The following is a 24,452-nucleotide window of genomic DNA, read 5'->3' as shown; positions in this document are numbered from 1 at the left end:
TTCAGTGAATTTATACTTATAATCATCACTTGCTACATCTTACATCTAAAAAAGGAATTCAATTGACCTTAATGTACCGATCAATTGAATTCCTTTTTATTTTTTTCATTTCCAGTCAATTTTAATCACCACTGACTGGTTCATTCTATTCGATTTTTAGGAGTGGCTTGAAACGAGTAATTGATGTGCGTCGTATAGTTTGTTGCTTTTGCATTTGCTGTATTCGGCACATTTAGAAAGATACTGCTCTCTTTATTCGAATCATCCCCAAAATTATAAAACCATGTCTGCTTCTCTATGAATAGATTTGCATCGATCAATTGAATACTATTATTATTAGGAATCAAGATCCCACTCGTGCGGATGATACCTAAATTATCTTCATTGCCGATTTCTCCAGTGCTTGAAATGGCTTGTCCATTTTTCCAACTAAGTTGGGCACCTTTCAATTCACCTGTTTTTTGATTAGAAAATTGTTCTTCTTGTTTGATGAACAAACTCCAGCCACTTATTTCTGATACCGGTCGCTCATCTGTCACCTGAACAAAATTCGGTCTGGAAGTTCCTTGCGCCGTACCGCCTACCTGACTCGGTAATGCATGGTACGTTTGTGTTTTAGTCGTAAGCGGTTGGGTCCCAAAGTCCCAATTACTTGCTTGATCGATCGTTAGCTCTCCATCGACCATACCACCGACAATCAATGTGGTAGCAGGAACAAACGTTGCATCCCGAAATGCTAATGGCGTTTTCGGATTGATGTTTCCTACGTGATTATTCGTCTCTGGTGGATTCATGACACCAGCTTCACTAGCAGAACCTTGGTGATCTCTTAAGAAGACTTGGATGACATCATCTACTGCTAAATTTAACTTCTCAACAGCAATCCTGATATCCCCTTTATCATCTATGGTAATGAGTGTAGGATCGATTGTTTCTCCATTATGAGTCGCCGTAACCTCTACCTCAGGATCGTCGGAATGACCTGAAATAACCCGCGCATTTGCCGGAACTAAATGATTGGAGAAAGTCGCAGGTGAAGGTGGTATGATAGGAAATACGGTGACATCTTCCACTTCATACACATTTTGAAAATCGCCTTCCATTTCACCTGCTAAAACCTCAACATCTGTTATACGTACAAGATCGCCTGCTTGTAAATATTCGTCAAGTTCGATTTCAAAAACGCCGCCTTGTGGCTCTTCATCATAGATACTAATACCTGGTTTTTCCGCTGTGTGACCATGTGTCAAGGTTTCGTATGTCTGAATCACTGCCCCATCTCTTTCGATTTCCACAGTTACCTTCACTTCATCTTGCCACGCGGGGCGGCTGTCATGGAGACCAACTGGCATACGGATCAACCCGTGGATTTTTTTATCCGCATTTGTCGGTACTCTCAATTCATTCACGATTGCCCAACGTGCATTGTTTGAGCTGAGTCGAGAATAAGAAGTCAAGCCCGCTGAGCCAAATGCTTCAAAATCGAAACGTTCTGCTGGTTCCATTGAAGTGAGCGTAGAAAAGTTAGTGCCAGAGAATGTATAATCCATATTGTTCGAGTGAAGATACGGATCGGCATCTAAGTCTGTACCATCTTTCCAAACAGCAAAATCACTTGCAGTAGCAGTTAAAGTGGAGCTCGCAATATTACTAAAAATATTCCCGCCACCTACACGATTATTCCGATAGTCCATAAATAGCGGATTATCGAAATTCACAGTAGTTGAACGACCACGAAAAATACCTGCATTTGCGCTTGCCGTACGACCGGAAGCTTCAAAATAACCTAAATTACTCACTCTGATCTCACCATTTCCACCGGCTGTATTTCCACCGGCTACTGTCGCATCACTCATATCCAATGCGGGACCATCATTCGCATAGATTCTTACTTCTGAACCCGGATCATTGACAGAAAACCCATTATTTGATCCAGCAGTATAATGGATTCCTTGGTTTCCACCACCTGTATTCCCATTATGAGCAATACCAGTCCCCTCATTGACTACTAACAATCGCCCCGCATTACTAACAGTCACTTGATTATTACTGCCCCACATCCGGATTGCTGGCGCCATTTGCGCCGCCCCCCCTGCGTTACCTTTTCTCTTAGTCACGGTCATATCCCCACCATTGATATTAAATTGATAGCCACCGTGCGTCGTTCCTGTATTATTTGGACCGGAACGTAAGAATCTTAAAGTAGCATTCGCATTATTTGCTTCAAGTTGTCCAGAAGGACCTGAATCTAACTTTAATGTCGCCTTGCTATTTACATTGAACTGTCCATTGATGCCTTGCAAGACTAATGCAGAGGATGAGTTCGCCCAAAGTGTGATATTTGCTGAATCGGATGCTCCTACAATTGGCTCACGCCCAATTTTTTCTGTTTCTTCTTCGCCTAACTTCACAGTGGATACACCATTTACAGTTGTTGCGATATAGTTACTTTTCGCATTGATACTTGTCTCTTTATTCTCTGCGAGGAGTTTGACATAATCACCATTCAATTGTATCGCTGTCGCTGCTTGCGTTTCCGCAGTTAACTTTCCGCCTTGATTAAGTGATAAAACAGCATTCGCACCGTCTAAGCGAATCCCTCTCTTCGTACCCGAGCGGACCAATACATCCACGCTAGCTCCTCGAGTAATTTCCATAGTAGGAGCATTTCCTTTTAAATAGATACTATTATTCGTTATGACGGTGTCAGCAGAATTAGTACTTGGAACTGCGACAGATAGTTGTGATTGGTTGTCAACAACCATTTTTGCTTGATTTCCTTGAAGAGAGACATTAGCAATTGCTCCGCCTTCATTTTCTACACTCATATTACTTTGGTTATCTAGGGTAAATAAACTAGTTTCACCCGTCAGAAGAACAGCTCCACCGGTACTTGTTGATTTCGTTGTCAAGTCACTTCTATCTAAATGGACAGATGGCTCAGCCCCAGATAGTTCCACTGCTCTTCCTGTCACGGTCTGTATGTCAGCCTTAGAATCTGCAAATGTAATACCCGCTTTCTTTCCTTGTAAATATATGCCATTGCCTGTTCCACTGTTGACTGTCAGATTCAGTTGAGCATTTTCTGAAAGAGTCGCTTTTGACTCTTCCCCGTAAAGTCCAATCAAACTATTCGCACCTGCGGTAGATACTAACGCACCTTGCACGTCTAGCGTTGCACCATTTTGCATACGTAACGTAGAATTTTTACCTAATGTGGTGGTGCCGAGTTGATTGATATCCTCGGTTCGGTTCCCTGTATTTGTAATAGCAACAGCACTATTATCAACAGTTAACATCGCTTCTTGATTCAACAATCGAATACCTGCCCCGGTTGTCGCAGTCATCTTCAAATCACTGTCATTAATCGTCATTGTCGGCGTTATACCAGTCATTGTCAGCCGATTGCCTGTACTAGAGTTGATTGTTACATTACTTGCGTCACTTACTTCAAAAGTTGCATCGTTTCCAGACATGACTAGACTATTTCCTGTAGTCGATTGGATTACTGCCGTTGATTTAGCTATGTTGAATGCGCCATTTGCACCTGTAAGGTTGATGGAATGCGCTGTATTCGATTGACTTTGCCATTGACTACCTGATGCCACATCGATTGTTGGGTTTTCCCCTGTCATGATAATTGCCTGTCCACCTGTAGTTGTCGCATTTAACCTTCCATTTTCCAGCTCAATGCTCGATTGATTCCCTGTCATCGAGAGCGCATTCCTACTTGTAGCGTCTGTCGAAGTAGATGCTGCACCATCCGCTTGTATTTGTAAGTTACCGTTGTTTTTCACAGAAACTGTCGCATTGCTTCCCGTAAAATAGACGGAATTTTGCAAAGCGGTTGTTCCACTGTTCGTAATAAACAGTTCTGCTCCATCTGCGACGGTCAGTTTTGCATTCGTACTCGTAAATGCCAACGCAGAATTTTGAGTATTCCCTAGCTTCACGACTGCCTGATTTTCTACGATAAATTCTTTTGTCGTAAAAAGCGCGCCTGGTAGATTGATCCTATTATCTATGGTTAACCCACCGCCAGTTATTCGTACCACTGCGCTTGAGATATCAGCTACTCTAAAATAATTGATCGATGAGCTGTCTCTTGAAACATCTTCCATTTGAAGGGTCCAATTTTCACCAGACGATTGCCCGATAACAAAGGGATTGGTATCTGTTTTATTAAGAAAAGTATTTTCAATTCTTAAAGTTTTGCTCTCAGTAGTCGTCAATAAACGCACTTGTCCGGTGCCGATATTCAAAGTATTCATTTGCCCATTGATTTTTAGTGAACGATCAATGTCCAAGTTTTCTGGACTGATAACTGAGCCTATATCGATCGAACGTTCCAAATTGATGATAGAAACCTCTGGATTGGCGAGTGCACTTAAAAATTCTGCACGAGTCGAAACCGGTACCGTTGCTCCTTGAATTTCTTCGTCCTGTTTCTCTTCCGAGCGATTTCTTTCTTCCTTTGGTTCGTCGTTTTCTGACTTTTCTTCTCCTGAAGAATGGTTCGGCTCAGCCTTCGTGATTTCTACTTTAACAGTTGCCACTTCTCCTACAGTTACTGAATAGGTTCCTGCTTCTGCAAACATCACAGGTACGGTAAATTCCTTTTTCGGAGTTTCTGATGATAAGAGCCACTGGTCGAACGTTTCATCATAACTGCTACTCATCCCTGATGACAATTCATCTTCAATGATCTCAGCAGTTGACGGAAGTTTGATTGCCACGTTATCCACTTCTTCTGTACTTATAAACGAAAGGGCAGTTACCGTCTTTTCAGTTCCCTTTATTACCGCTTGCTCCAAAGAAAAAGCGGGTGCCAGTGACTGGGTATCCTTCACTTCAGCTGATTCTGTTGATTGACTATTACTGTTCGGCGTGTTTATAGGTTGACTCCCTTGATCGATTGTCTCCGCAACAGCGAGGAAAGGTATACCCAAAGTATATAGTGCAAAGATTGAAATACTTATTTTAGTCATCATTTTACATACTTTTTGACGCATTGGTCCTCCTCCTCTAGTCATCTGTTTTATTTTCTGAAAGTGTATCCATGTATTTTTCTTGCATTAGTTTTGCTTTTTTCTTATTTTTGTATGTCGTATAGGCGAGTACACTAATAATGATCACGATTAGAACGATTGCTGCAATCAACCACCAGTTGGTATCTTTAACGGAAACATCTGATTGGTTCAAGCGTCTTGCTTCGTCTGCTGTCACATCAAAAGTTTCTTCCCAAGTCCATTCATGTTCGCCAGAGCGAGCCGTCATATTCAGCACATATGTCCCGCTTCTAAAACGTTCGCCATTGAGTGAGATTGGAAAATTAAAATTGGAGTTAGGTGCCATTTGCATCATCTCCTCTGATGCTCGATATAAAATCGTATCAGATCCTTCTCTACGTATCGAGGCTTCCACACTTAGTTCATTCACAAAAGTAGGTAAGAAATTCTGAATCGTCGCACTAAAGGCGTTTCTATAATTTATTTGATCCGCAAATACATCTAAAAGCGCCAATTCTGGAACAATCGTTTGTGTACGATCATTACTCGCTACGACACCAATTACATAAGAAAAAGAATTGATGATCTGCATTCCTTTATCCTCAGAATCCTCTTCCTCTTCTTCTTGTGTCACTTCGCTTAGTTGTAAGCCACCGGCTAATAATCCTTCTACCTCATCCTGAGGCATAGTGAGGGTTGTAACGATCCGTTTTTCCTCTCCTGCTTCTAAACGAATGGGTTCATCTTCGACATCCAGTAAGTCCTTCATTTCCACTTTTAATGTAGGATCGGGCTGGTCAGTTTCTCCGCCATATTCAACCACACCATTGATATTTGTGTAGGCAGTATGAGCTGTGATCGAGAGATCGATCGGGATATTTCTAACATTTTTCACCACTAACGTGAGTTCTTCTGTTTCTCCTGGTTGCAATTCCACATCAAAGTAGCCTTTATCATCCCCAAATTGACTTTCAGGCGTAATTGTGCGAACACTAAAATTTAGTTCACCATTGGCAAATACCTCTTGAGAAAAACCAACAAACCCGATCATTACAAAAAGCATAACCAGAAAAGATGCTGTAAACTTGTTAAATAAAGGCATAGTTATCTCCTTTCTAAAAAACAACGATGCTGACTGCATCGTTGTTTTTTATCAACCTTTCAAATCTCTAGCTAGTTAATTGATATTTGCCGGTGTTGCAGACAATGTCCATAATAAATTAGTCGTATATTTGGAATTAGCATCTGTACGTGTTGTGCCAGGTACACTTAATTGTACAGAAGGATTAGCCAATCCTCCATCTACTTCACTGTCTTGCACTAAGTTGGTTTTATCTCCCCACATGGCAGTACTTAGTCCATAGCCTATGTTGCTTCCGGCAGTCATGATCACGCGGCTATTTTCCGGAATCAACGTGAAACCTGAATTTATCGTTGGTAATTCGTCACTTGTATTTTGAGCTGTCCCATTCGCAAACTTGACTTGAGCACCATTTAAGCTTCTTTCCCCATTCGTAAATTGTGCTTCTTGTTTCAATGCCAGGTTCCAACCTGTTAGGTCTTCACGTAAGTCACGTACTTGAGCAAATTGTGCACGTGCAGCTTGTTTTGTCGCTTCATTGACCCATGGGCTATTCATATCAGGATTAGGAAAATCAGTTGATTCTTCATTGATGTCAAACCACCAAGCGGCAGCTGGATAAGATTGATCTAATGCTGAATTTTGACGTAAACCAAAATCATAATCACCAACATATGCAATTGCAAAAGCACCATCTTGAGTAGGAGGTACGATGACTTCTTCTGGTCCCGGGTTTGGATCAATTGTTTCACCGTTGTCCTCATCCGCTTCACGATATTGAATCTGTCCATTCGTTTTTAGTGTTCCATCCTGATCTGTATTGTCTGCATGAACAACCATACTTCCTGTTGCTAGACTTGCTAATAACACTGACATTGATACTAGTTTTAATGCTTTCATTTATTCGTTCTCCCTATTTGTTTTATTTTTTTGTAAAACATCTACTTGATAGTGCGACTTGCTCGTTTATTTTCTTATCTCTTCGTTTTAACCAAGTTCGAATGACCCATAAAAGAATTAGTAGACCCAGCAACCCGTAACTTGGTATCACTTGATTTAATTTTGGTAATTGTCCATTTACCTGTACATATTCGTCTCTATCTGAGGGTTGCGCCTGCTCTTCAGAAGGTGGTTGTGGTTTAGGGTCCCCTTCATAATCGATTTCTCCGTAAAACCCTACATTCTTATTCGTTTCTACAGAGGAGCCTTCTGCCGCAAAGACTTGAACTGGTTGATGAAGCATCCCAAGAAACAATAAAATGGTCCATAACAAATACCAAGGCTTCTTTTTCACATTTATTTCATTCCTCCTATTCTAGGTAACTACATTTATTTTCTTCTAAATAACATTTTTATGACTCAAGTTTGTTTTTTAGAAGAGTACATTATATACTTTAAACAACACACGCATTCTTTCGCAATTAGCGTTTTTCACCATACTCTGAAATTATTACTATTTACTAATTATACTTAATAGATATAATTTACTTAAAATTAGCTACACCTAAAACAAAGAATCAACTACCCTAAACTAAACTGATCTATGAGAGGTGGGTACATTGAAAACATTCCAACTGAATTTCATTACCAATAAACCACTGATACGATGGCTTCAAATCCTCAATGAATTTGAAAAGAATGCTTGTTGCAACGCGAATGACTTAGCAATACTTACTGAGAGCACTTCTAGAACAATTGGTAAAGATATCTGTCAGATCCGAGATTATTTTGAAGATTCGATCACGATTGAATCTACCCATCAGGGGTATGTATTCAAACAATTAAAATTAGTTACTTACGAAGAGAAAAAAACTGCTTTACTTGAGAACGAGCCACTTTTTTTAATTCTTGAGAAAATTTTTTTTGCTGAATTATATACCCTTGACGATTGGTCCGATCAGTTACATCTCTCTAAAACGACCCTCTTGAAATACCTCAAAAAAATCCAATCACAGTTAGTTCATTTTGATTTGGATATCACGCATGATCCCGTAAATATCATTGGTCAAGAAGCAGATATACGACATTTTTTTTGCACGTTCTTTTATGAATCTGAAATCACTCCGCACACCATCTTCCCTTCTGTTTCCGCTCAGCAAGCGGTGAATGAAATCAGTTGTCTGTATAAGAATGACTTCTATCGAAATACCTCATTTTTCTTATACACTTACTTACTTTATATCTCGGTTGAGCGATTCATGCAGGGAAATACTGTGAACGTAAATAACCACTTACGCTGTGTCCTGACTGATCGGATGCAACAAGTACATGCCGAAAAAATAAATGACGTAATTGAAAAATATTACGGCATCCGTTTGCCTGAAGATGAACTGATTTTCTTATTCTGTAGCATTATTACACAGAGAAAAATGAGTGATATCATTGTTGAAAAACAATTTTGTTCAACATACAATCAGTGGCCAGAAAGCAAACGACTTGCAAAAGAGTTTCTAGAGATATTAGACTGTAGCGATGAAAATAAGCTCGTCAATCTGATCTTTTTAGAATCTTTTTTTACAACCGCGAAACTGAAAGAATATTTGTGCATTTCTGCTAATCGAAATACGCAAGATATCAATCGATTTATTAAAAAAATCTTCCCGAATGAGTGTCGTAAGTACCAATATTTTCTAGAAAACAGCTCGGCTTATCATTCGCTATACTCTCATGACTTTTTAGTAGATTTCGCTTCTAGCCTAGTGATCTACGTTGAAACCATTCGAGAACGCTACTGGAAAAACAAAAAAAATATTGCCTTTCTTTTTGAAGGCAATAATCATGTCATACAGTTCATTGAAGCCATATCGAATAAATATTTTATGGAATATCAATGTGTGTTCTATCCAAACGCTAGTGAAGTAAACAAGAACTATCTTCTTAAAAACAAGATTGATTTTTTGATCACTAATCATCCTGAACATGTAGAAGAATTCCAAGAAGTAACAGAATGTATTCTTTTTCGGTCTATTCCTTCTGCTTCTGATTGGAATCGCTTGCTCGAAAAAATCAATCCGAAAATCATCAATCAATATTTTTTAGCTGACAAAACGAGCTTTCCCTCATCCATATGCGAATGATAAATCCACCATACTCCAATGGCCTTTCGAATGGGTCTTTGCTAAGCAGATTTTAACTATGTCTACGATTACTCCTAACCTTGGCTTACGATTATTTTATCAGCACCTGTATCATGAAATGCTTGTTGTTTAGATTTGCAAATATGTATCGATTTTTAAGACAAAAAAACTCCCTCAAATTGAAATAATCTTTGAGGGAGTAAAAACGTGATAACGTTAGTCGTTCATTGATTCAGTTGAGGGAAATGTATCTGGGTACAGCTGACTAGCACTTCCAGCAGTATACTCTCGATAACCATTGAACCCTAAGAAATTCTGTGTAAAGCTATTGATGTTCGAAGAAACCACTTGACTCCCATTTGCACCACTTAACTGTGTTTGTAGATGAGCTGTCCAAGCATGAGTCGGTGTTGGTCCAAAATTATTATTCGCCCAGAAAGCATTTCGAACGGCATTGATCTGGATATTTGTTCCTAACGTATGGATCAATGGACTAGAATAAGCGGCAGAACCCGTTTGTCTTAAATGGATTTGGTAAGGATTATCAATTGTTAAATGTCCAGATCCAAGGACTTTTACTACTGGCTCTCCACCAGTATGATCTGCTTTAAATGTTGAGAATTCCCCCACATACATCCGACCATTTGTTGAAATTTGTACAGGTGATAAAATATTCGAATTGACAGTCAAACTACCGTTGTTGATCACATTCAATTGATTCGCCACGATGGCTTCATTCATGATCACTTGGGAGCCAGAGTCGATTTGCACTAGACCATCTGTTCGGATAAATGGTTGTTGTCTCTGTCTTGTTTGTTCATTCCCAACAACCAACGTATTCCCAGAAAAACTTACTGTTGAACCAGAGACACCTTGTATAAATGGTTGTCTGACTTGGTTTCCGTTTGTAACAATTGGTCGATTCGAGCTAGAGTTAAAATGAACATGTCCACCAAACCCTACATGTAGGGAATGATTATTATTCATATTGATAGTCGAATTATTGAGGAAATTGATTGTCACCGCTCGATTGACTGTGTTTAGACTAGTTAAAGCGCTATTGAAACTTGAAGTGACATTGATTACTGACACATTTGAATTATTGATGGCACTTCTAAATCCAGACCATGTTCTTACGGATGCAGTTGTGCGATTTTGATCATCTACAAAAAATTCCACGTCCTCATCATTTGTAAATGTTTCCCCATACATTGATAATGTTTCCCCATCTTTCAGAAAAACACCACCAGCAGTTTCGCCTTCTGTCAATAATTGTGCTTCTGGTACGATTTCACTTGCAGCGACATTCGTTACTGAAATTGGGCCAGCAAGGAGCATACCACTTAATAATAAGGTACTCATCAGAGTCATTCGTTTCATTTTCTTTCCTCCATTCATTTGATAATTTAAGATTAACGAAGAACTCACATTGAATCAAAAGTGTTTTTTCGTGACTATACGAAATTTTTTAATTGATTCTTTCAAGGTTCTTCAAAAGCTGTTGTGATTTCTACTTCAATCATGTTACTCCGGGAATGTATCAGGAAATAATGACATCTCCATTCCAGCAGTATATTCTCGATAAGAATCAAATCCTAAAAAATGATTTTCAAAACTAACTGAATTTGAACGAAGAACTTGCGAACCATGGGGGCCACCCAGTCGTGTCTGTAATTGACTATTCCAAACATGGGTGGGACGAAAACTCATATTATAATTCTCCCAAAAAGCGTTTCTCACGGCATTGATTTCCATGAGTACGGCAGAAGAATCGATCAATGGAGCGACAAGCCCGCCGAAGCCAGTCTGTTTTAAATGTATACTGTACGGATTATCAAAAAAAATCTCCCCGCCAGTCATTTTGATCACTGAATGACTCCCCCCATGCGTCACTTTTAACGAAGAAAATTCACCGACTCTAATCGTCCCATTGATCCCCATTTTTATGGGGGTGATTTCATGTGCGCGTAATTCTAAACGACCATAGTTGATCACAAATAAATCATTTGCTTCGATTGCTTCATGTATCCTTACATTGGAGCCAGACGGAACCTCGATCAATCCTTCTGTTCGAATAAAAGGTTGCTCTCTCAGTTCAGTTGAACCATCTCCGATGACCACCTCACCTTCTAGACGAATCGTACTCCCATAAGAACTTTGGATAAATGGTTGCTTTAATTGATTTTGACTAACAAATATGGGCGACTTGGCGTTCGCTTTGATTTCTAAAGTAGAATGCTTTGCCAGCTTGAGTGCATGATTATTTTCTAAATCTATACGAGCAGCATTGATAAAATTGATCGTCAATGGGCGATCAATCGTATCCAACGAATGAAAGGTCGTATTGAAGCTAGCTGACACATTGATAACGCTGACATTTTGATCATTGATAGCATTTCGAAATTGGTACCACGTTCTTACCTCCACTGTTTTACGATTTTCCTTGTTTACGACATAGTACGCCCCATCTTCACTGATAAAATGATGGACGTTATCGGCTAATGATTCACCATCTTCCAGCAAAATCCCATTGACCGATTCTTTCACTCCGATTCCAAGATTTGTTTGGAAATCATGCATTGTCGCTCCACTTGTTGTTGAACGTACAAAGAGTAAGCCTATTATTCCTCCTAAAAAAAATACCAAATTGAGCTGCATAATTTTTTTCATATCTAACACGCCTTCCTTTTATAAAGCGATCATACCTGAAAGCAAAATGGAATATCAAAAATGTTTTTTCTGCAAAGCAAGAATTTTTCTGTTTTTACAACTAGAAGTTGTGCTCATTCGGCATATACATCCACCATGAAACGAACAAACCAATAAGCCCCTTTCAATGACGGAGACCTATTGGTTTGTTTCTTCTTTATTATTTTGTTTTTAGTAACTATTCTTTTTCGGACGTTTGTTACCTGAGCGATGATTCTTTCTAGTCGAAATAACAAGCCAGGCGGTAACGAGTAAATAGCCAAGCCACAAGAAACACTGACCGCTCAAAGCGTTTGTTTTTGGTAGCTTCCCTTGTTTTAGTTCGGAAATATCAGCGACAAGGGTGTGCTTCTTGTCCTCGTTTCCATGTGATCCATTGATCGTTCCACTTTTTTCTGTGCTAGTGTCTTCTCCAATTCGTCCAGTGACAGTGATTTGTCCCGTTGTCGTATCTGCACCAACTACCTCAGTAAGCAATCCATTAGCGATAATAAAGAATAGTCCCGTGATATAGAACAACTTCATTCTTCTTTGCATACGATTGATCCATTCTTTTTGGGATTTAAGTGATTCTTTTTTACGCTACATTAGGAGAGAAACTCAAAACTAATTTAAATGTTGGGTTTAACTCTGCTGAGGCATTGACCGGCGTGACTTTACCAGTGAAAGTAAATTTTCCTTCATTCGTCCCTTGATTTCCTTGGAGTCTGAAAAGTTCAGCTACCGTTTCTGTTGGCTTGCCATCTTCAAACAAATCAATCGTATTCACTTTCAATGAGTCTACTTCAGCCATATTCGTTGGTGTATCTACGCCAGAAACGGAAGCAATCACGCCAACAGCAGAATTATTCGTAATCGTGTGTTCAGGTGACGTAATTGTGGTATGATTTGAGGCTTTTGTTGTGTAAAATAAGGCGGTTGTTGGAATCGTCACATTGATCCATTGATCCAAATCCTCAGGATTTGGTCCAGGTGTCGTATTATCGAATTCACCGATGATCCCCCGTACAAGAACGTCTCCTGACGTCTCTCCTTCACGCCCGTCAATCACTTGCTCCGCTCTAGCGATTGTCCCAGTTGCCATAATCCCTGCGATTGTTGCTGTACTTAGAAGTGCTGCTACTATTTTTTTCATCTAAATTCCCTCATTTTCTTTTTTTTTAGTTTTTAACGATAATCATTACTTCCGCCTCAGTGACCCCTTGTTTTTCTTTTGTTTCAGGGTCATAAATATTAACGGTGGCTTTAGCGGGATACTCCCCTTTAGCTAGTTGTTTTTCCAATTTTACATTTTCTACGAATTGGTTCGGATAGATGGCACCAGAAGAATAAATCAGCTCGTCACTAGACATTAAAGAAATATCTACTGCGATCGGATAAACATTCGTTCCAGGATTGACAATCTCGATCGATCCTTCACTCTGTCCGTTCTCAAAGACGGCTTCTGGATTGATTTGTAATGTAAAATAATTGGCATCGGCTACTTCTTGCGCTCGATCCGCCAATTGTTGATCAGAGGCATCGCTGACCGCTGGTAAAAGATCCGCACTGACCAATGGAACGTGATCTTTTGGTTGATTGAAATAATAGGCGAGACCACCGGCAATCAAAGAAAATAGCAAAAACCACAAGAGCCATTTACGCTTATTTTTATTTTGTGCTTGGTTCGTTTCCTCCAATGGCTTCACCTCCTTGTTAACTATTTTTTTCTTTAAGTTCGTGGGACGAATCGTAACACGATTCGATAATTAGGCACGAGCATGTGCTCGTAATAGCCTCCTTGCTCAATATCAGGGTTATCAACCCACCGTGGATAATTCCCATAAAATTCTCCCGATAAGGAAAGGGGGGTACGATCTCCTTCAGATAAACGAATCAAATGTTGCTCTGACATCGTTGCGTATAACTGTTTTTTAGTCTCTTGCGTTTGGAGATGCAAGCGCAACAACGGCTTCGTAATATCCTCATAACTAGGATCTTCCACTGCACTTTCTGCATAATCCAGTGGATCTTCCCCTTTTTTTAAAAGAACGATTCCAGCAGAATCATCAATAGCAACTTGGTTGATATACGTATCAATAGCTACCGAAGATTGGTTGTGGATCTCATAGGTTTGGCTCTCAAACTGGCGGTTTGATTCTTTTTCGTCATACAATGATTCAAAAATCATTTTGACAGGAATCGTTACCCGCAAATGTTCAACTTTTGAGGTCAGATCGATACCGATCGTCATCTGATACGCTTTATTGCCGACTTCAAGAATCGCGTAGTAACTTCCGTCTTCTTCGCTATCTAACGAAAGATCGGTCTCAACGATGCGAAAATCATTGGTCATGTCTTCTTCAGATAAGATATTTTTTGCTTGTGCACGACTTTCTTGAAGAATAAGCGCATGTAATGCTTCGACAGTAGCTAACTCATTGAGCTTAGAACGATCTAACGTAAAGTTATTGCTCCGATAATCAATCCCTTTGATGACTGTTTGCTCTTCTGCTACATCACCAGTTGTGTCTCCTGAAGGTTTGGACAGTTTGATTTCGACCGTTGACCCCGTTTCAAGCCGTTCATTTTCTGTCAAATTGATTTGGAACGAGCGAACCTTCTCCTGGGTATCTTGATACTCTCCCCAGACGATGCGAGGAGAATCTTTTTCAAGAACTACTGTACTTCCTTCTGTGTTTTTATAGGTAATCGTCAAATGGTCAACTGATTCTGTGGCATGACCATGAATCGCTACAGATTGGTCACTCACAGGGTCAAATTTGGCAATGAGTTGTTCAGGAGGAACTGGCTCCCAGATATACGTACCTGGATAAGTGCCATCATAGTTATTCATAAACTCGGTTGAGTTTTCAAAGGCGATAACCCCAGTTCCGCTCGTTAAACTTTCTTCTAAAACCCACCGTCCTGTATATTGATCAGTTATTTCAATCTGTGGCAAATTTGTCGAACCAGCTGATGACGTGGGTGGGAAAACCGTTTTTTCTCCCAGAACGATTGTCTTTAAAGATGTATTATTAAACATAGCTACAACTAAAATTAAGCTTGCTGTATTCCAATTACTGATATCTAATTTTGTTAAAGAATTTGCACCATTGAACATAAACATAGTAGAAAGTAAAGCTGAGGTATTCCAATTTCCTAAATCTAGTTCTGTGATTGAGTTTGCAGATTGGAACATAAAGCTCGTACTAGTTACCTTCGATGTATTCCAGTTACTTATATCCAATTCGATTAAGGAATTTGCATTTTGAAACATGCTACTCATAGTTGTGACATTCGACGTATTCCAATTACGTACATGTAACGTTTTCAACAAAGAAGCACCATTGAACATATAGCTTATATCGGTCACATTTGATATATTCCAATTATTCAAATCTAACTCAGTCAAAGAACTTGCGAAATTGAACATAGAATTCATATTTATTACATTTGATGTATCCCAATTACGTAAATCTAATTCTCTTAGATTTGATGTGCTAGAAAACATCCACCTCATGTTTTCGACATTTGAAACATTCAATCTGTCAGTATTCTCAATTACTTCCAGATTTTGTAAGTTTGAAAACAGACTCTCTGAATTTTTTGGTAGTATCACTTGATCTTCCACGATGATTTGTTTGACCGAAGAGTAGGTTTTCCATGGAGCATCTGCTACTTCGCCAGCTTCTCCACCATATAATGTGATTGTTTTAGTTCCTTCTTCATACGACCACGGGACCGTTCCCCATAGATTCTGTTCAGGCTCGTAAGTATAGACAACCGTTTGTTCTTCTACTCTAAAAGTCCCAGAGGCATTTTCGGGAGTCTTACTCAATTGCCAACCACTAATACTTAGCGCTGCGGTTGTATAAGTTTGATCAACTAAACCAGTCAGCACGCTAGGATCAGCTAATTGATTCCCTGCCTCATCTTCATGCTTTACAGTAATATTTCCACCTTGAACTGGTTCAAAAACTGCACGAATCACAGAGTTTCCAGCTTCCCTTTGGTTTACACTAAGATCTTCGCTATTTGAATCAAATATAAATATCGGACCTGAAACGACTTCCCAATGTAAAAATCGGTATCCTGGGTTAGGGAATGCCCTCATATTCCCTAAATTTCCTCCTACCGGAAGCCATACCACACTCGATCCTGAATCAGTTCGTCCAGGATTGCCTCCAGCGGGAGGGCTTGCAACTAATTCTAAACGATATTCAGTAGCACGATTACTTACCTCTTCACTTTCTTTTTTTCCCGATTCTTCTTGCTTTTCTGGATATTCCGTAATTGCTGCTACTTCATGATTATCAGAAGAGCTTGAATAATCATGTGCATAGGTTAGTTGAAATGGGAGCTGGGGTAAAAGCAAAATCATGATCAACAATAACTTTCCAATGATTCGGCTAATTTTATTTATGTTCATACCACTCCTCCTAGTATTTGACCTACTGTATTATTCTTATTAGAAACTTATAGCGAACAAAGTTTAGACATTCTTTTTATCAACTGTCATTTTTTGTGGGCTCGAAGATAACTCTTTTTTCAAAAATTCTGTAAGTCAATTTGCATGTTTATTACTTCACTAAGATTACATTGATTTTTTAATGAAATAAAATCATCTATTTCATTAACGTCTGAAATAGATGAAAAAAAACAGTCGCTATTTTTATTAGCAACTGTGGAAAAATATTAATTATAAGTTTTACGATAAGGATTTATTTTTCTTTCTAATCGTTGCCAATCATGTTCATCTGGAACAGCTTTTAACAAAAGAAAATCGGTCTCAATGATGTAATCTAAAAGATAGCGATTGTAGTTTGTCACAATTAAATCAATATGTGCGGCGTTCAATACTTCTTCTGCTAGATAATAAAGTGGCAAAAAAACTAATGTATGTTTACTCCCAAATTGTTGACGTACACGAGTTATAATTTGTTGACAAACAAAATGATCCCCTTCCAGAAGAAAGTAAATTGTTTTACTTGGTAAATAAAAATCGAAAATCAAATTACTATAAATCGTTAAACTCACACTTATATCTTCCATGTATTTTGAAGAAATAGAGTAGCTTTTCCTTTCTTTTTTTAAAAAACCTAAATTCCGCTGATAATTCTCATTATCTGAGCGTATGACTGCTTTTTTTATCTCTATCGCCTCTTTATTTAACACAGGTGATAACAAATCATTTATTTTTCTAGATAGAAAAAACGAGCGTAAGAATGTTGTGATTTTTTGATCAATATTTTTAGGGAAATCAAATTCCTTTAAATATCGATTCGTGAGTTGAGAAATTTCTGTGCCTTCATGAAAATCTTTATAAAACTTTTTCTCTGATTCTTCATGATCTAGGGTACGTTTACAGACAGTGACTAAATAAATCCAAGCGAATTCTTCTTTTGATAATTCGACCTTATAAAGTTTCTTGATGTCATCTTTCAAAGAATGAAGGAGAGAAAAATTCTTTGCTTTGTATGCTAATTTCGCTAATTTTCTTGGAATCTCTATAGAAAAACCCAGTCCTGCACGTTTGATTGCGATATAAAAAGTATAATAAAAGGCTGCTGGCGTAGTTCCAGATCCAACCTCATCTTGGCCCAATTTATTGCTTAATTTTTTTAAAACCAATTCATGTAATTCAATATCAGGAACAAGCGTATAGGGCGTTTCTACTCCTTCATAATAAAAATCTTTGAAGAATTTTCGCAAATTAGCTTCTCTTCCTTCAATCGACAACGGGTTGGATGCCCACTGCAGTCCATAGCTCTTCAATACTGTGGTTGTTCGATTCAATAGCCGGCGAAAGGTACTCTCTGAAAAATGATAGTGATGGGCAAGTTCATCGATTGTTGATAATTCTCCTAAAAAAATATTCCCGATGATTTCAAATAGACACTCATTCTCAAGTAATTTCTGCTTTTTTTCTTGATACATCGAAGCTTTTTTTTCTTCAAAAAAGATTCCACTATTTCCTGAATCTAAACTGATACAATCATCAAAATAGTCTTTGATGTACTTGATATCATTGGCAATCGTTCGTTCTGTCACTTGCAGTTTTTCGGCCAATTCTCCAATCGTAAACAATCGTCTTCGTTCAATCATACTCAATATTCGAAACAAACGACTCGTCGTTCGATTACTGATAAATGCCAATTGTAAGTCTTTCAATTTTCCACCTCATTTTTTAAATGAACACTTTTCTTTATACTTACATATAAATAACACAACCAATCGGAATGATAAACTATATTGTTTCTCCTTGAAAGAAAAAACGAACGTAAAAGTGACAGATTTTAACGTTCTATTTTGCTTCTTAACCTTATGGTAGTTATGATTTATTCAATAGTTACACAACGCTTTCTAAATGATCATTTGTACCCATTTTTATATTTTTTTCAGGATTCCAAATGAATCCTACTGTTATAAACAGCATTACCAACAAAGTCATTCTTTAAATAAAAAGGACTATTTTTGCTAACTGACCACTCTTATTAGTTATTAACCATGTATGATCCAAAAAAGCTGATACACCTTACATAGAACCAACTTATTTATAACAATTTGTTCATGTATTCTTGCTTATTATCCATAAACTCAAGTTCTTGATCTCCCTTAAAATCCATTTGCTATTATCGTTTTTTGTCTTCCTTGCTCTAGTATCCTACAAAACAAATCCAATAAATAAAAAAACATGTCTTTCTCCTTCGTCAGATAATACGTAGAAGAAATACATGTTGAATATTTTGTTCATATCCAATTAAATAATTTATTGGGATCAACGTGGAGAGTTTTCTCTTTCACCAATACTGTTAACATTAACAACGACTATTTTATTCACTTTAACAATCACTTACCTATGGAATAGAAGATGAGAAATCAGAACGGTAAATGCGTAACCTTATAACCAGTCAGAATAGTCAAAAACCTAGGATAAGAACCAGCGATCACTGTGGTATCTATCCTAGGTTTTTACTGTCTAGCTTGAGCATACATATTTTTTCCCTTAGCCAATCCACTCATTTACCCCTCTACCAATTAACAGATCTCTGCTTATCTCTTTGATTTTTTCACACCAGCATCCTATTTAGCGACAAATAGCAATCCAACGCCTTTTTTCATTTCGCCTAGATACGCTGACACTATCACCGACAATCCCAATTGCGTACTTACTTTAGTGATATAGACAGATACATCTCATCAACATGCTATAATTGATAGAAAGGAACAGAACCATAAACAAGTAGGTGATCCATGTATTCTCCAATTCAAGTACCCTATATCGTCAACCCAATCTATCAGAAATATTTCAAGTATCCAGCAATTGTCATTCCCTCATTACAAGACTTTGTGATTTGTCTATGGGAACACCAATCCTTGACTCAGGATTCCTACGAAGTGAATGATTTGATCATTCCAGATGGGTGTATCGATCTTTTCATTGATTTCAAAAAGCAATCATCGAATTTTCAGGTATCAGTAAAACAGAGTATGATTTCTATAGCAATTAGTGAGTTTAAGATGCCTTTCAACCTCGACTATTTCTTCTCCCTATCCTATTCTCAACAAAAAGAATATTTTATTGATTACCTCCATCAATTGATTGAAGGACATACACCAAACCAGTTTATCAAATTGATTGATCGATTTAGCCAAATCCCTGCTTCTACAATTCAAGATTTGTGTCAGGATTTAGTTGTAGGCACACGGCAATGCCAACAGTTATTTAAGAAGTATTATGGCATTTCACCGCAACTGATGTTGCTTACATTGCGTTTTCAGTACTGCTTGAAAATACTAACCGATCCTCACGCTAGTGAAAAAAAGTTAATTGCGTTGCATTACTACGATCAGTCTCACTTGATCAAAGATTAAAAAAAACATATCGGCTTTACACCACTCGAATTTGTCCAGCTTTGTAAAGAGTTCAAAGCACAACCTTTGGATTAGATGATACGTCGTGAGCAAAGTGAGATGTCGTGTATTTACAATACAGTCTAAAATTCTCATGCTATAGTTGCTCGATCAAGTTCAGGGAGATGAAATCATGAATAAAATCAAGTGGAAAGGCTTTTTACTTACAACTTCTGATTCAGAAATCGAAGTGATCCACGATACATTGACCTATGACTGGGGACAAAAAGTGTTTCGTTTTTACGACTACGATAAACATATCGTTGAAGTTTCAGAAAGCATTCAAGGTGTCTTCAATCGTCTATATGCGCAAGGATTGAGCCTTCCGGAAATCGCTGAACGCTTCGGTGATCCACTAGAAATTATCAAAGAGCGTTACAGTATCTCCTAAACTCCAATAATAACTAAATTATCCACCTCTAAGAAGTTTGTCTATTCTCAATAGATTTATAGGATATCTTAGAGAATAGGTTCATTGTTAGAAAAACTAGAATATTTGAAGTCAAGGCAAGTAAAAATTGGTCAAAACCAAAAATACTCCAATTTAGCAGTATGACTATACCATCTATGAAAAACAAGCCTGTAGAGAGTTTTATATTGAAATATTTTTTTAAAATTATCGGTGGAATGGACGTTCCTCCACTAGAAGAATTTTGTGAATAAACAATGGACATACCTACAGAAAAAATTAGACTCCCCAAAACGATCGATAAAATTTTATTTTCAGTAAACATTATTTTAGGTACATAAGTTAACAATAACGGTAGAACTAAGCTGCCATATAAAACTTTCATAAATACTTGTTTACCTAAATAAATGATTGCTAATAGCAACATAACTGAATTTAATGCTAGCACGACGAGTGAACGATTTACTTGAACAAGGTATTCAAGTAATATTCCTAGACCACTCGTTCCTCCAGCAGCAATATAATGTGGGCCAAAAAACATATTGATACTAATTGATAGTATCCACAGCCCCAAAGTAATCGTTAAATATTTGAATAGATTTTTCATATGCGCCTCCTAATATTTTTTAATGCAAGAACACAAAAAGGGATTAGATAAGAATATTCTTATCTAATCCCTTTGGATCCTCCGAAACTTTAATTAAGTTAACACATCTATTCTAAAAAGTAAACCTGTTAATTTTATTTTTTAATTTTGACTCACAGAATTACACCGCTATAAACAATTGAAACTAGTATCCGGCAGAACTCCTTTCACTAATTGGCTTTCGTGGCTCTGTGCATGATCTAGTCAAACTAAAGAGGTATCTCTCAAAAAAAATTTCAGGTTTCACTGCTTATTACTTATAGTTGCATCGTTCTGTCTTCTTCTGATTTTCCAGTTAGTTGCTCGTTTGTCTGACTCACATTCCATCTCTTACAATGGTCTTTTCACTGTTTCAAATAGCTCGCATGAAAAGCAATATGTTGTTCTACAAATGTAGCAATGGTGAAGTAGCTATGATCATAGCCTTCTTCTTTTCGGTAGAAAACTTCGTGTTTCACTGATTCTGCTGCTGATAAAAAAGCTTCTTCAGTGAGCTGGACTTCGTAGAATGGATCAGCCGTCCCTTGTGTGATCAGGATAGGCGGTTGACTGGTTGTTTCTTTTTTGATCAGCTCAGTGGCATCCCATTCACTCCATGTCGCTTGGTCAGGACCTAGATAAGCGGTGAATGCTTTTTGTCCCCATGGTACGTTTGAGGGGTTCGAAATTGGTGCAAAAGCAGAGATCGAAGCAAAGCGTGCTGGATTTTTCAGACCGATCACTAACGAACCATGCCCACCCATGGAATGACCCATGATACTTTCTTTTCCAGAAAGATTTGGGATCAAGGAGTAGATGATCTCAGTCAGCTCTTTCGTAAGATAGTCGTACATTTGGAAGTCTTTCTTCCAAGGTTCTTGTGTTGCATTCAAGTAAAAGCCAGCCCCTTGACCGAGATCCCAATCTTCACTGTCAGCAACATCCCCCCGAGGCGATGTGTCCGGCATGACGAAGGCGATTTGCTGTTCTGCTGCATAGCGTTGGAATCCACCTTTGATACTAAAATTATCATCTGTACTTGTTAAACCAGCTAACCACCAAATGAGTGGGATTTCTTGATTTTCAACAGTGGTTTCTGGTAGATACACGCTGAATGTCATCTCACAATGTAGCGTTTCTGACAGGTGACGATATTTGATTTGTTGCCCGCCAAACGACCGATGTGTTTCAATTTTCTGTAGTTCCATCAGTATCACCTCCATAAGTGAGCATAGTACGAATGGATTCTCCACGATGCAACAGCTCAAGTGATTCATTGATTTGTGTAAAATCTAAACGATGGGTGATGAATGAATCTAAATCAATTCCACCGTTCAAGTAATCTTCCACCATACATGGCAATTGGCTTCGCCCTTTGACACCGCCAAAAGCCGAACCACGCCAGACACGACCAGTCACTAGTTGGAACGGACGCGTGTGGATTTCTTTTCCAGCTCCGGCTACACCGATAATGATGCTTTCGCCCCAGCCTTTGTGACATGCTTCAAGCGCGGAACGCATCACTTCCACATTGCCAATACACTCAAAACTATAATCTACGCCACCTTGGGTCATTTCTACGATGACTTCTTGGATTGGACGATCGTGTGTTTTAGGATCAACAAAATCCGTTGCGCCCATTTTTTTAGCTAACGGCCATTTTTCAGGGTTCATATCGATTGCAATGATTCGTTTAGCATTAGCTTTTTTCAAGCCTTGGATTACTGCTAAACCAATCGCTCCTAGTCCAAAAACAGCTGTGACAGCACCTTCTTCAACTTTTGCCGTGTTGTCAACAGCACCTAACCCTGTCGTTACGCCACACCCTAATAGTGGAACGGTATCTAGAGGAGCATCCTCTGTGATTTTCACCAAATTGATTTCATTGACGACAGTATACTCACTAAACGTACTCGTACCCATATAGTGATAAATCGGCTCGCCTTTGTAAGAAAAACGTGTCGTACCATCTGGCATTAGACCTTTTCCCTGCGTTTCACGGACAGCAGAGCATAGATTGGTTTTTCCTGACAAGCAAAACTCACACTTCCCACATTCTGGGGTATACAACGGAATCACATGGTCCCCCACTTCAACAGATGACACGTCATCACCAACTTTGACAACGATACCGGCGCCTTCATGACCTAAGACCGCAGGAAAAACTCCTTCTGGATCTTCCCCTGATAAGGTAAACGCATCTGTATGACAGACAGAAGTGTACAAAATTTTTACCATGACTTCCGTCGGTTTCGGATCAGCAACATCGATTTCAACGATTTCTAACGGTTTTCCTGGTTCAAATGCTACGGCAGCTCTACTTTTCATTTTTCTTCCTTCTTTCTTATTCCGCTCGTCTGGTTCTTAGTTAGCGAGCGAATCCGCAATCTTTCCACTTCATCGTATCATAGGCTGTGTTGAGAAACAAAACTGACAAACTTGTCAGTATCCTCAATTTCTTTACTTCCATTGGTGAGATTTGTATAATAGCAACTATTGCTGTCGAATAAATAAATCAAAGTGAGGTTCTTTATGTATCAATACCATGAAAAAGAGTTTACCAATACGAAAGATTTAGCCATGCACGTCCTGAGTGGAAAATACAAGATCGTCTTGATTTGATGTTTTTTACAACAACCGATTTTACGATTAAGTGAGATTGAAAAAATGTTACCAGACATCAACCAGCGAATGTTGATTCTCCAATTAAGAGAATTAGAAAGCGATCATTTACTCACACGTAAAGTCTATCCCGTAGTCCCGCCAAAAGTAGAGTATCAATTGACCGAGATCGGGCGCGAACTCTCAACGATCGTCCAACATATCTGCGATTGGGGCGATCATTATTATGAAGTCGTTGCTGATCTTTCAACGGAAATAGCGGATTGATTCTGTAAATGATGGAAAGATGGTTTTTCTATCACAGTAAAGACAGTTCTTGAGATAATAAAAATCCCATATAGTTGATAGTAGAATGAACATCTTCTCTTATCGACCGTATGGGAAAGTGGGGAAGTATTTTAAAAAGTTGGGTCAATCAAAAACTCGAATGTTTCCGCTTCCAAAAGCGTCACTTCATCTTGTGGATTTTTGTTGATTTTGTAAGTCACTAATTTTTTGCTCTGTGTGGGGCCAAACATGTTGGCTTTGCACAAGATCCAATAGTTTGTCCCAGCAACTACTTGTGTTCCTAATAGCGCAAATGGTATAGCCTCACTACTGTCATCTAACGTTTTGCGTGCTTCTTCTACCAGCTTCTTGTGTTCATCAGTAATCGTTGGTGCGTCTGGAATAGTGATTCCTCCAGCTAAATCAGTCATATCTATCGCCTACTAAGCTTACATCGAAAGCGCTTACCGCTTCTTAAAATAAGGATAATTTATTTTTAAAAAAAACATCAAATAAAACAACCCGAAGAATTCCACACACTGAATGAATCTTTTTTATATTTCCCCTCTTTCGCCTATCCACCATACCATTCCCCACTGCATTAAAAACCACTAGCCCTCATAAAACAATGAAAACCAGCTGATAAACCAGTATTATCAAAGTCCCCTAACACCTAGCAAATCATGGAATCGCATAAAATCTATTCATGTTTCACCCGATAAATTAAATAACTTTAAACAAAAATATAGATAACTAA

Annotated in this window: 19 protein-coding genes; 4 read left to right on the top strand and 15 right to left on the bottom strand. The window is 38.4% G+C overall.

The window, feature by feature from the left end:
- Nucleotides 1–140: 140 nt before the first annotated feature.
- The 4 genes from IGK01_RS02755 to IGK01_RS02740 form a co-directional block, all read right to left on the bottom strand.
- Entirely contained in the window at nt 141–5,012 is a 4,872-nt protein-coding gene (locus IGK01_RS02755; RefSeq protein WP_438840482.1) for a WxL domain-containing protein, read from the bottom strand.
- Between the two features lie 13 nt (nt 5,013–5,025).
- The gene (locus tag IGK01_RS02750; protein WP_438840481.1) at nt 5,026–6,111 is read right to left on the bottom strand and encodes a DUF916 and DUF3324 domain-containing protein; all 1,086 of its coding nucleotides are present in this window, start codon (nt 6,109–6,111) and stop codon (nt 5,026–5,028) included.
- 75 nt (nt 6,112–6,186) lie between these two features.
- Nucleotides 6,187–6,990, bottom strand: coding sequence for a WxL domain-containing protein (locus IGK01_RS02745; RefSeq protein ID WP_438722316.1), 804 nt, complete (start codon nt 6,988–6,990; stop codon nt 6,187–6,189).
- 22 nt (nt 6,991–7,012) lie between these two features.
- Entirely contained in the window at nt 7,013–7,384 is a 372-nt protein-coding gene (locus tag IGK01_RS02740) for a hypothetical protein (protein ID WP_023519160.1), read from the bottom strand.
- Between the two features lie 265 nt (nt 7,385–7,649).
- Between IGK01_RS02740 and IGK01_RS02735 the strand changes: the two genes are divergently transcribed.
- On the top strand, nt 7,650–9,167 hold the full coding sequence (locus IGK01_RS02735) for a helix-turn-helix domain-containing protein (protein ID WP_023519159.1): 1,518 nt from the start codon (nt 7,650–7,652) through the stop codon (nt 9,165–9,167).
- 216 nt (nt 9,168–9,383) lie between these two features.
- On the opposite strand, the gene IGK01_RS02730 is transcribed toward IGK01_RS02735, so the two are convergent.
- From IGK01_RS02730 to IGK01_RS02700, 7 genes are all read right to left on the bottom strand, one after another.
- Nucleotides 9,384–10,547: a hypothetical protein gene (locus IGK01_RS02730; RefSeq protein WP_023519158.1), complete on the bottom strand. Its 1,164-nt coding sequence runs from the start codon at nt 10,545–10,547 to the stop codon at nt 9,384–9,386.
- A gap of 144 nt (nt 10,548–10,691) precedes the next feature.
- Complete coding sequence (locus tag IGK01_RS02725) at nt 10,692–11,837, bottom strand: pectate lyase-like adhesive domain-containing protein (RefSeq protein ID WP_349520826.1); 1,146 nt, start codon at nt 11,835–11,837, stop codon at nt 10,692–10,694.
- 210 nt (nt 11,838–12,047) lie between these two features.
- A complete protein-coding gene (locus IGK01_RS02720; protein ID WP_194179902.1) occupies nt 12,048–12,413 on the bottom strand; it encodes a hypothetical protein in 366 nt (121 codons plus the stop codon).
- A 40-nt stretch (nt 12,414–12,453) separates the two neighbouring features.
- Nucleotides 12,454–13,011, bottom strand: a complete 558-nt coding sequence (locus IGK01_RS02715; protein ID WP_194179903.1) for a hypothetical protein — start codon at nt 13,009–13,011, stop codon at nt 12,454–12,456.
- A gap of 25 nt (nt 13,012–13,036) precedes the next feature.
- On the bottom strand, nt 13,037–13,555 hold the full coding sequence (locus IGK01_RS02710) for a hypothetical protein (protein WP_194179904.1): 519 nt from the start codon (nt 13,553–13,555) through the stop codon (nt 13,037–13,039).
- Between the two features lie 32 nt (nt 13,556–13,587).
- Entirely contained in the window at nt 13,588–16,287 is a 2,700-nt protein-coding gene (locus tag IGK01_RS02705) for a BspA family leucine-rich repeat surface protein (protein WP_438840480.1), read from the bottom strand.
- Nucleotides 16,288–16,553: 266 nt separating this feature from the next.
- A complete protein-coding gene (locus IGK01_RS02700; RefSeq protein WP_153830448.1) occupies nt 16,554–18,029 on the bottom strand; it encodes a helix-turn-helix domain-containing protein in 1,476 nt (491 codons plus the stop codon).
- A 1,083-nt stretch (nt 18,030–19,112) separates the two neighbouring features.
- Here IGK01_RS02700 and IGK01_RS02695 point away from each other — a divergent pair.
- Both IGK01_RS02695 and IGK01_RS02690 read left to right on the top strand, forming a co-directional pair.
- Nucleotides 19,113–19,733, top strand: coding sequence for a hypothetical protein (locus IGK01_RS02695; protein WP_194179907.1), 621 nt, complete (start codon nt 19,113–19,115; stop codon nt 19,731–19,733).
- Nucleotides 19,734–19,905: 172 nt separating this feature from the next.
- On the top strand, nt 19,906–20,163 hold the full coding sequence (locus tag IGK01_RS02690) for a hypothetical protein (RefSeq protein ID WP_375152086.1): 258 nt from the start codon (nt 19,906–19,908) through the stop codon (nt 20,161–20,163).
- 28 nt (nt 20,164–20,191) lie between these two features.
- Here the strand turns inward: IGK01_RS02690 and IGK01_RS02685 are convergent, their stop codons facing one another.
- From IGK01_RS02685 to IGK01_RS02675, 3 genes are all read right to left on the bottom strand, one after another.
- A complete protein-coding gene (locus IGK01_RS02685; RefSeq protein WP_023519150.1) occupies nt 20,192–20,788 on the bottom strand; it encodes a YitT family protein in 597 nt (198 codons plus the stop codon).
- Between the two features lie 383 nt (nt 20,789–21,171).
- Nucleotides 21,172–22,014 (bottom strand): S-formylglutathione hydrolase, encoded by an 843-nt coding sequence (gene fghA / locus IGK01_RS02680; RefSeq protein ID WP_194179910.1) that lies wholly within the window; start codon nt 22,012–22,014, stop codon nt 21,172–21,174.
- Complete coding sequence (locus IGK01_RS02675; protein WP_438747611.1) at nt 21,995–23,134, bottom strand: S-(hydroxymethyl)glutathione dehydrogenase/class III alcohol dehydrogenase; 1,140 nt, start codon at nt 23,132–23,134, stop codon at nt 21,995–21,997. The genes fghA and IGK01_RS02675 overlap by 20 nt, the downstream gene beginning before the upstream one ends.
- A 312-nt stretch (nt 23,135–23,446) precedes the next feature.
- Between IGK01_RS02675 and IGK01_RS02670 the strand changes: the two genes are divergently transcribed.
- Nucleotides 23,447–23,695 (top strand): winged helix-turn-helix transcriptional regulator, encoded by a 249-nt coding sequence (locus tag IGK01_RS02670; RefSeq protein ID WP_438840836.1) that lies wholly within the window; start codon nt 23,447–23,449, stop codon nt 23,693–23,695.
- Nucleotides 23,696–23,826: 131 nt separating this feature from the next.
- Here IGK01_RS02670 and IGK01_RS02665 read toward each other — a convergent pair whose 3' ends face one another.
- On the bottom strand, nt 23,827–24,126 hold the full coding sequence (locus IGK01_RS02665; RefSeq protein WP_438840479.1) for a hypothetical protein: 300 nt from the start codon (nt 24,124–24,126) through the stop codon (nt 23,827–23,829).
- Nucleotides 24,127–24,452: the final 326 nt, after the last annotated feature.

The organism is Enterococcus sp. AZ080, from assembly GCF_051714945.1.
Lineage (GTDB): Bacteria > Bacillota > Bacilli > Lactobacillales > Enterococcaceae > Enterococcus_B > Enterococcus_B pernyi.
This window is presented reverse-complemented; position numbering and strand designations above follow the sequence as displayed.

Bases quoted from the DNA above. Each gene is read 5' to 3' on its own strand.
- IGK01_RS02730 (WP_023519158.1), bottom strand. From the start codon at position 10,547: ATGAAACGAATGACTCTGATGAGTACCTTATTATTAAGTGGTATGCTC.
- IGK01_RS02685 (WP_023519150.1), bottom strand. From the start codon at position 20,788: ATGAAAAATCTATTCAAATATTTAACGATTACTTTGGGGCTGTGGATA.
- IGK01_RS02690 (WP_375152086.1), top strand. From the start codon at position 19,906: ATGAATAAAATCAAGTGGAAAGGCTTTTTACTTACAACTTCTGATTCA.
- IGK01_RS02695 (WP_194179907.1), top strand. From the start codon at position 19,113: ATGTATTCTCCAATTCAAGTACCCTATATCGTCAACCCAATCTATCAG.
- IGK01_RS02755 (WP_438840482.1), bottom strand. From the start codon at position 5,012: ATGCGTCAAAAAGTATGTAAAATGATGACTAAAATAAGTATTTCAATC.
- IGK01_RS02720 (WP_194179902.1), bottom strand. From the start codon at position 12,413: ATGCAAAGAAGAATGAAGTTGTTCTATATCACGGGACTATTCTTTATT.
- IGK01_RS02715 (WP_194179903.1), bottom strand. From the start codon at position 13,011: ATGAAAAAAATAGTAGCAGCACTTCTAAGTACAGCAACAATCGCAGGG.
- IGK01_RS02665 (WP_438840479.1), bottom strand. From the start codon at position 24,126: ATGACTGATTTAGCTGGAGGAATCACTATTCCAGACGCACCAACGATT.
- fghA (WP_194179910.1), bottom strand. From the start codon at position 22,014: ATGGAACTACAGAAAATTGAAACACATCGGTCGTTTGGCGGGCAACAA.
- IGK01_RS02750 (WP_438840481.1), bottom strand. From the start codon at position 6,111: ATGCCTTTATTTAACAAGTTTACAGCATCTTTTCTGGTTATGCTTTTT.
- IGK01_RS02705 (WP_438840480.1), bottom strand. From the start codon at position 16,287: ATGAACATAAATAAAATTAGCCGAATCATTGGAAAGTTATTGTTGATC.
- IGK01_RS02745 (WP_438722316.1), bottom strand. From the start codon at position 6,990: ATGAAAGCATTAAAACTAGTATCAATGTCAGTGTTATTAGCAAGTCTA.
- IGK01_RS02725 (WP_349520826.1), bottom strand. From the start codon at position 11,837: ATGAAAAAAATTATGCAGCTCAATTTGGTATTTTTTTTAGGAGGAATA.
- IGK01_RS02675 (WP_438747611.1), bottom strand. From the start codon at position 23,134: ATGAAAAGTAGAGCTGCCGTAGCATTTGAACCAGGAAAACCGTTAGAA.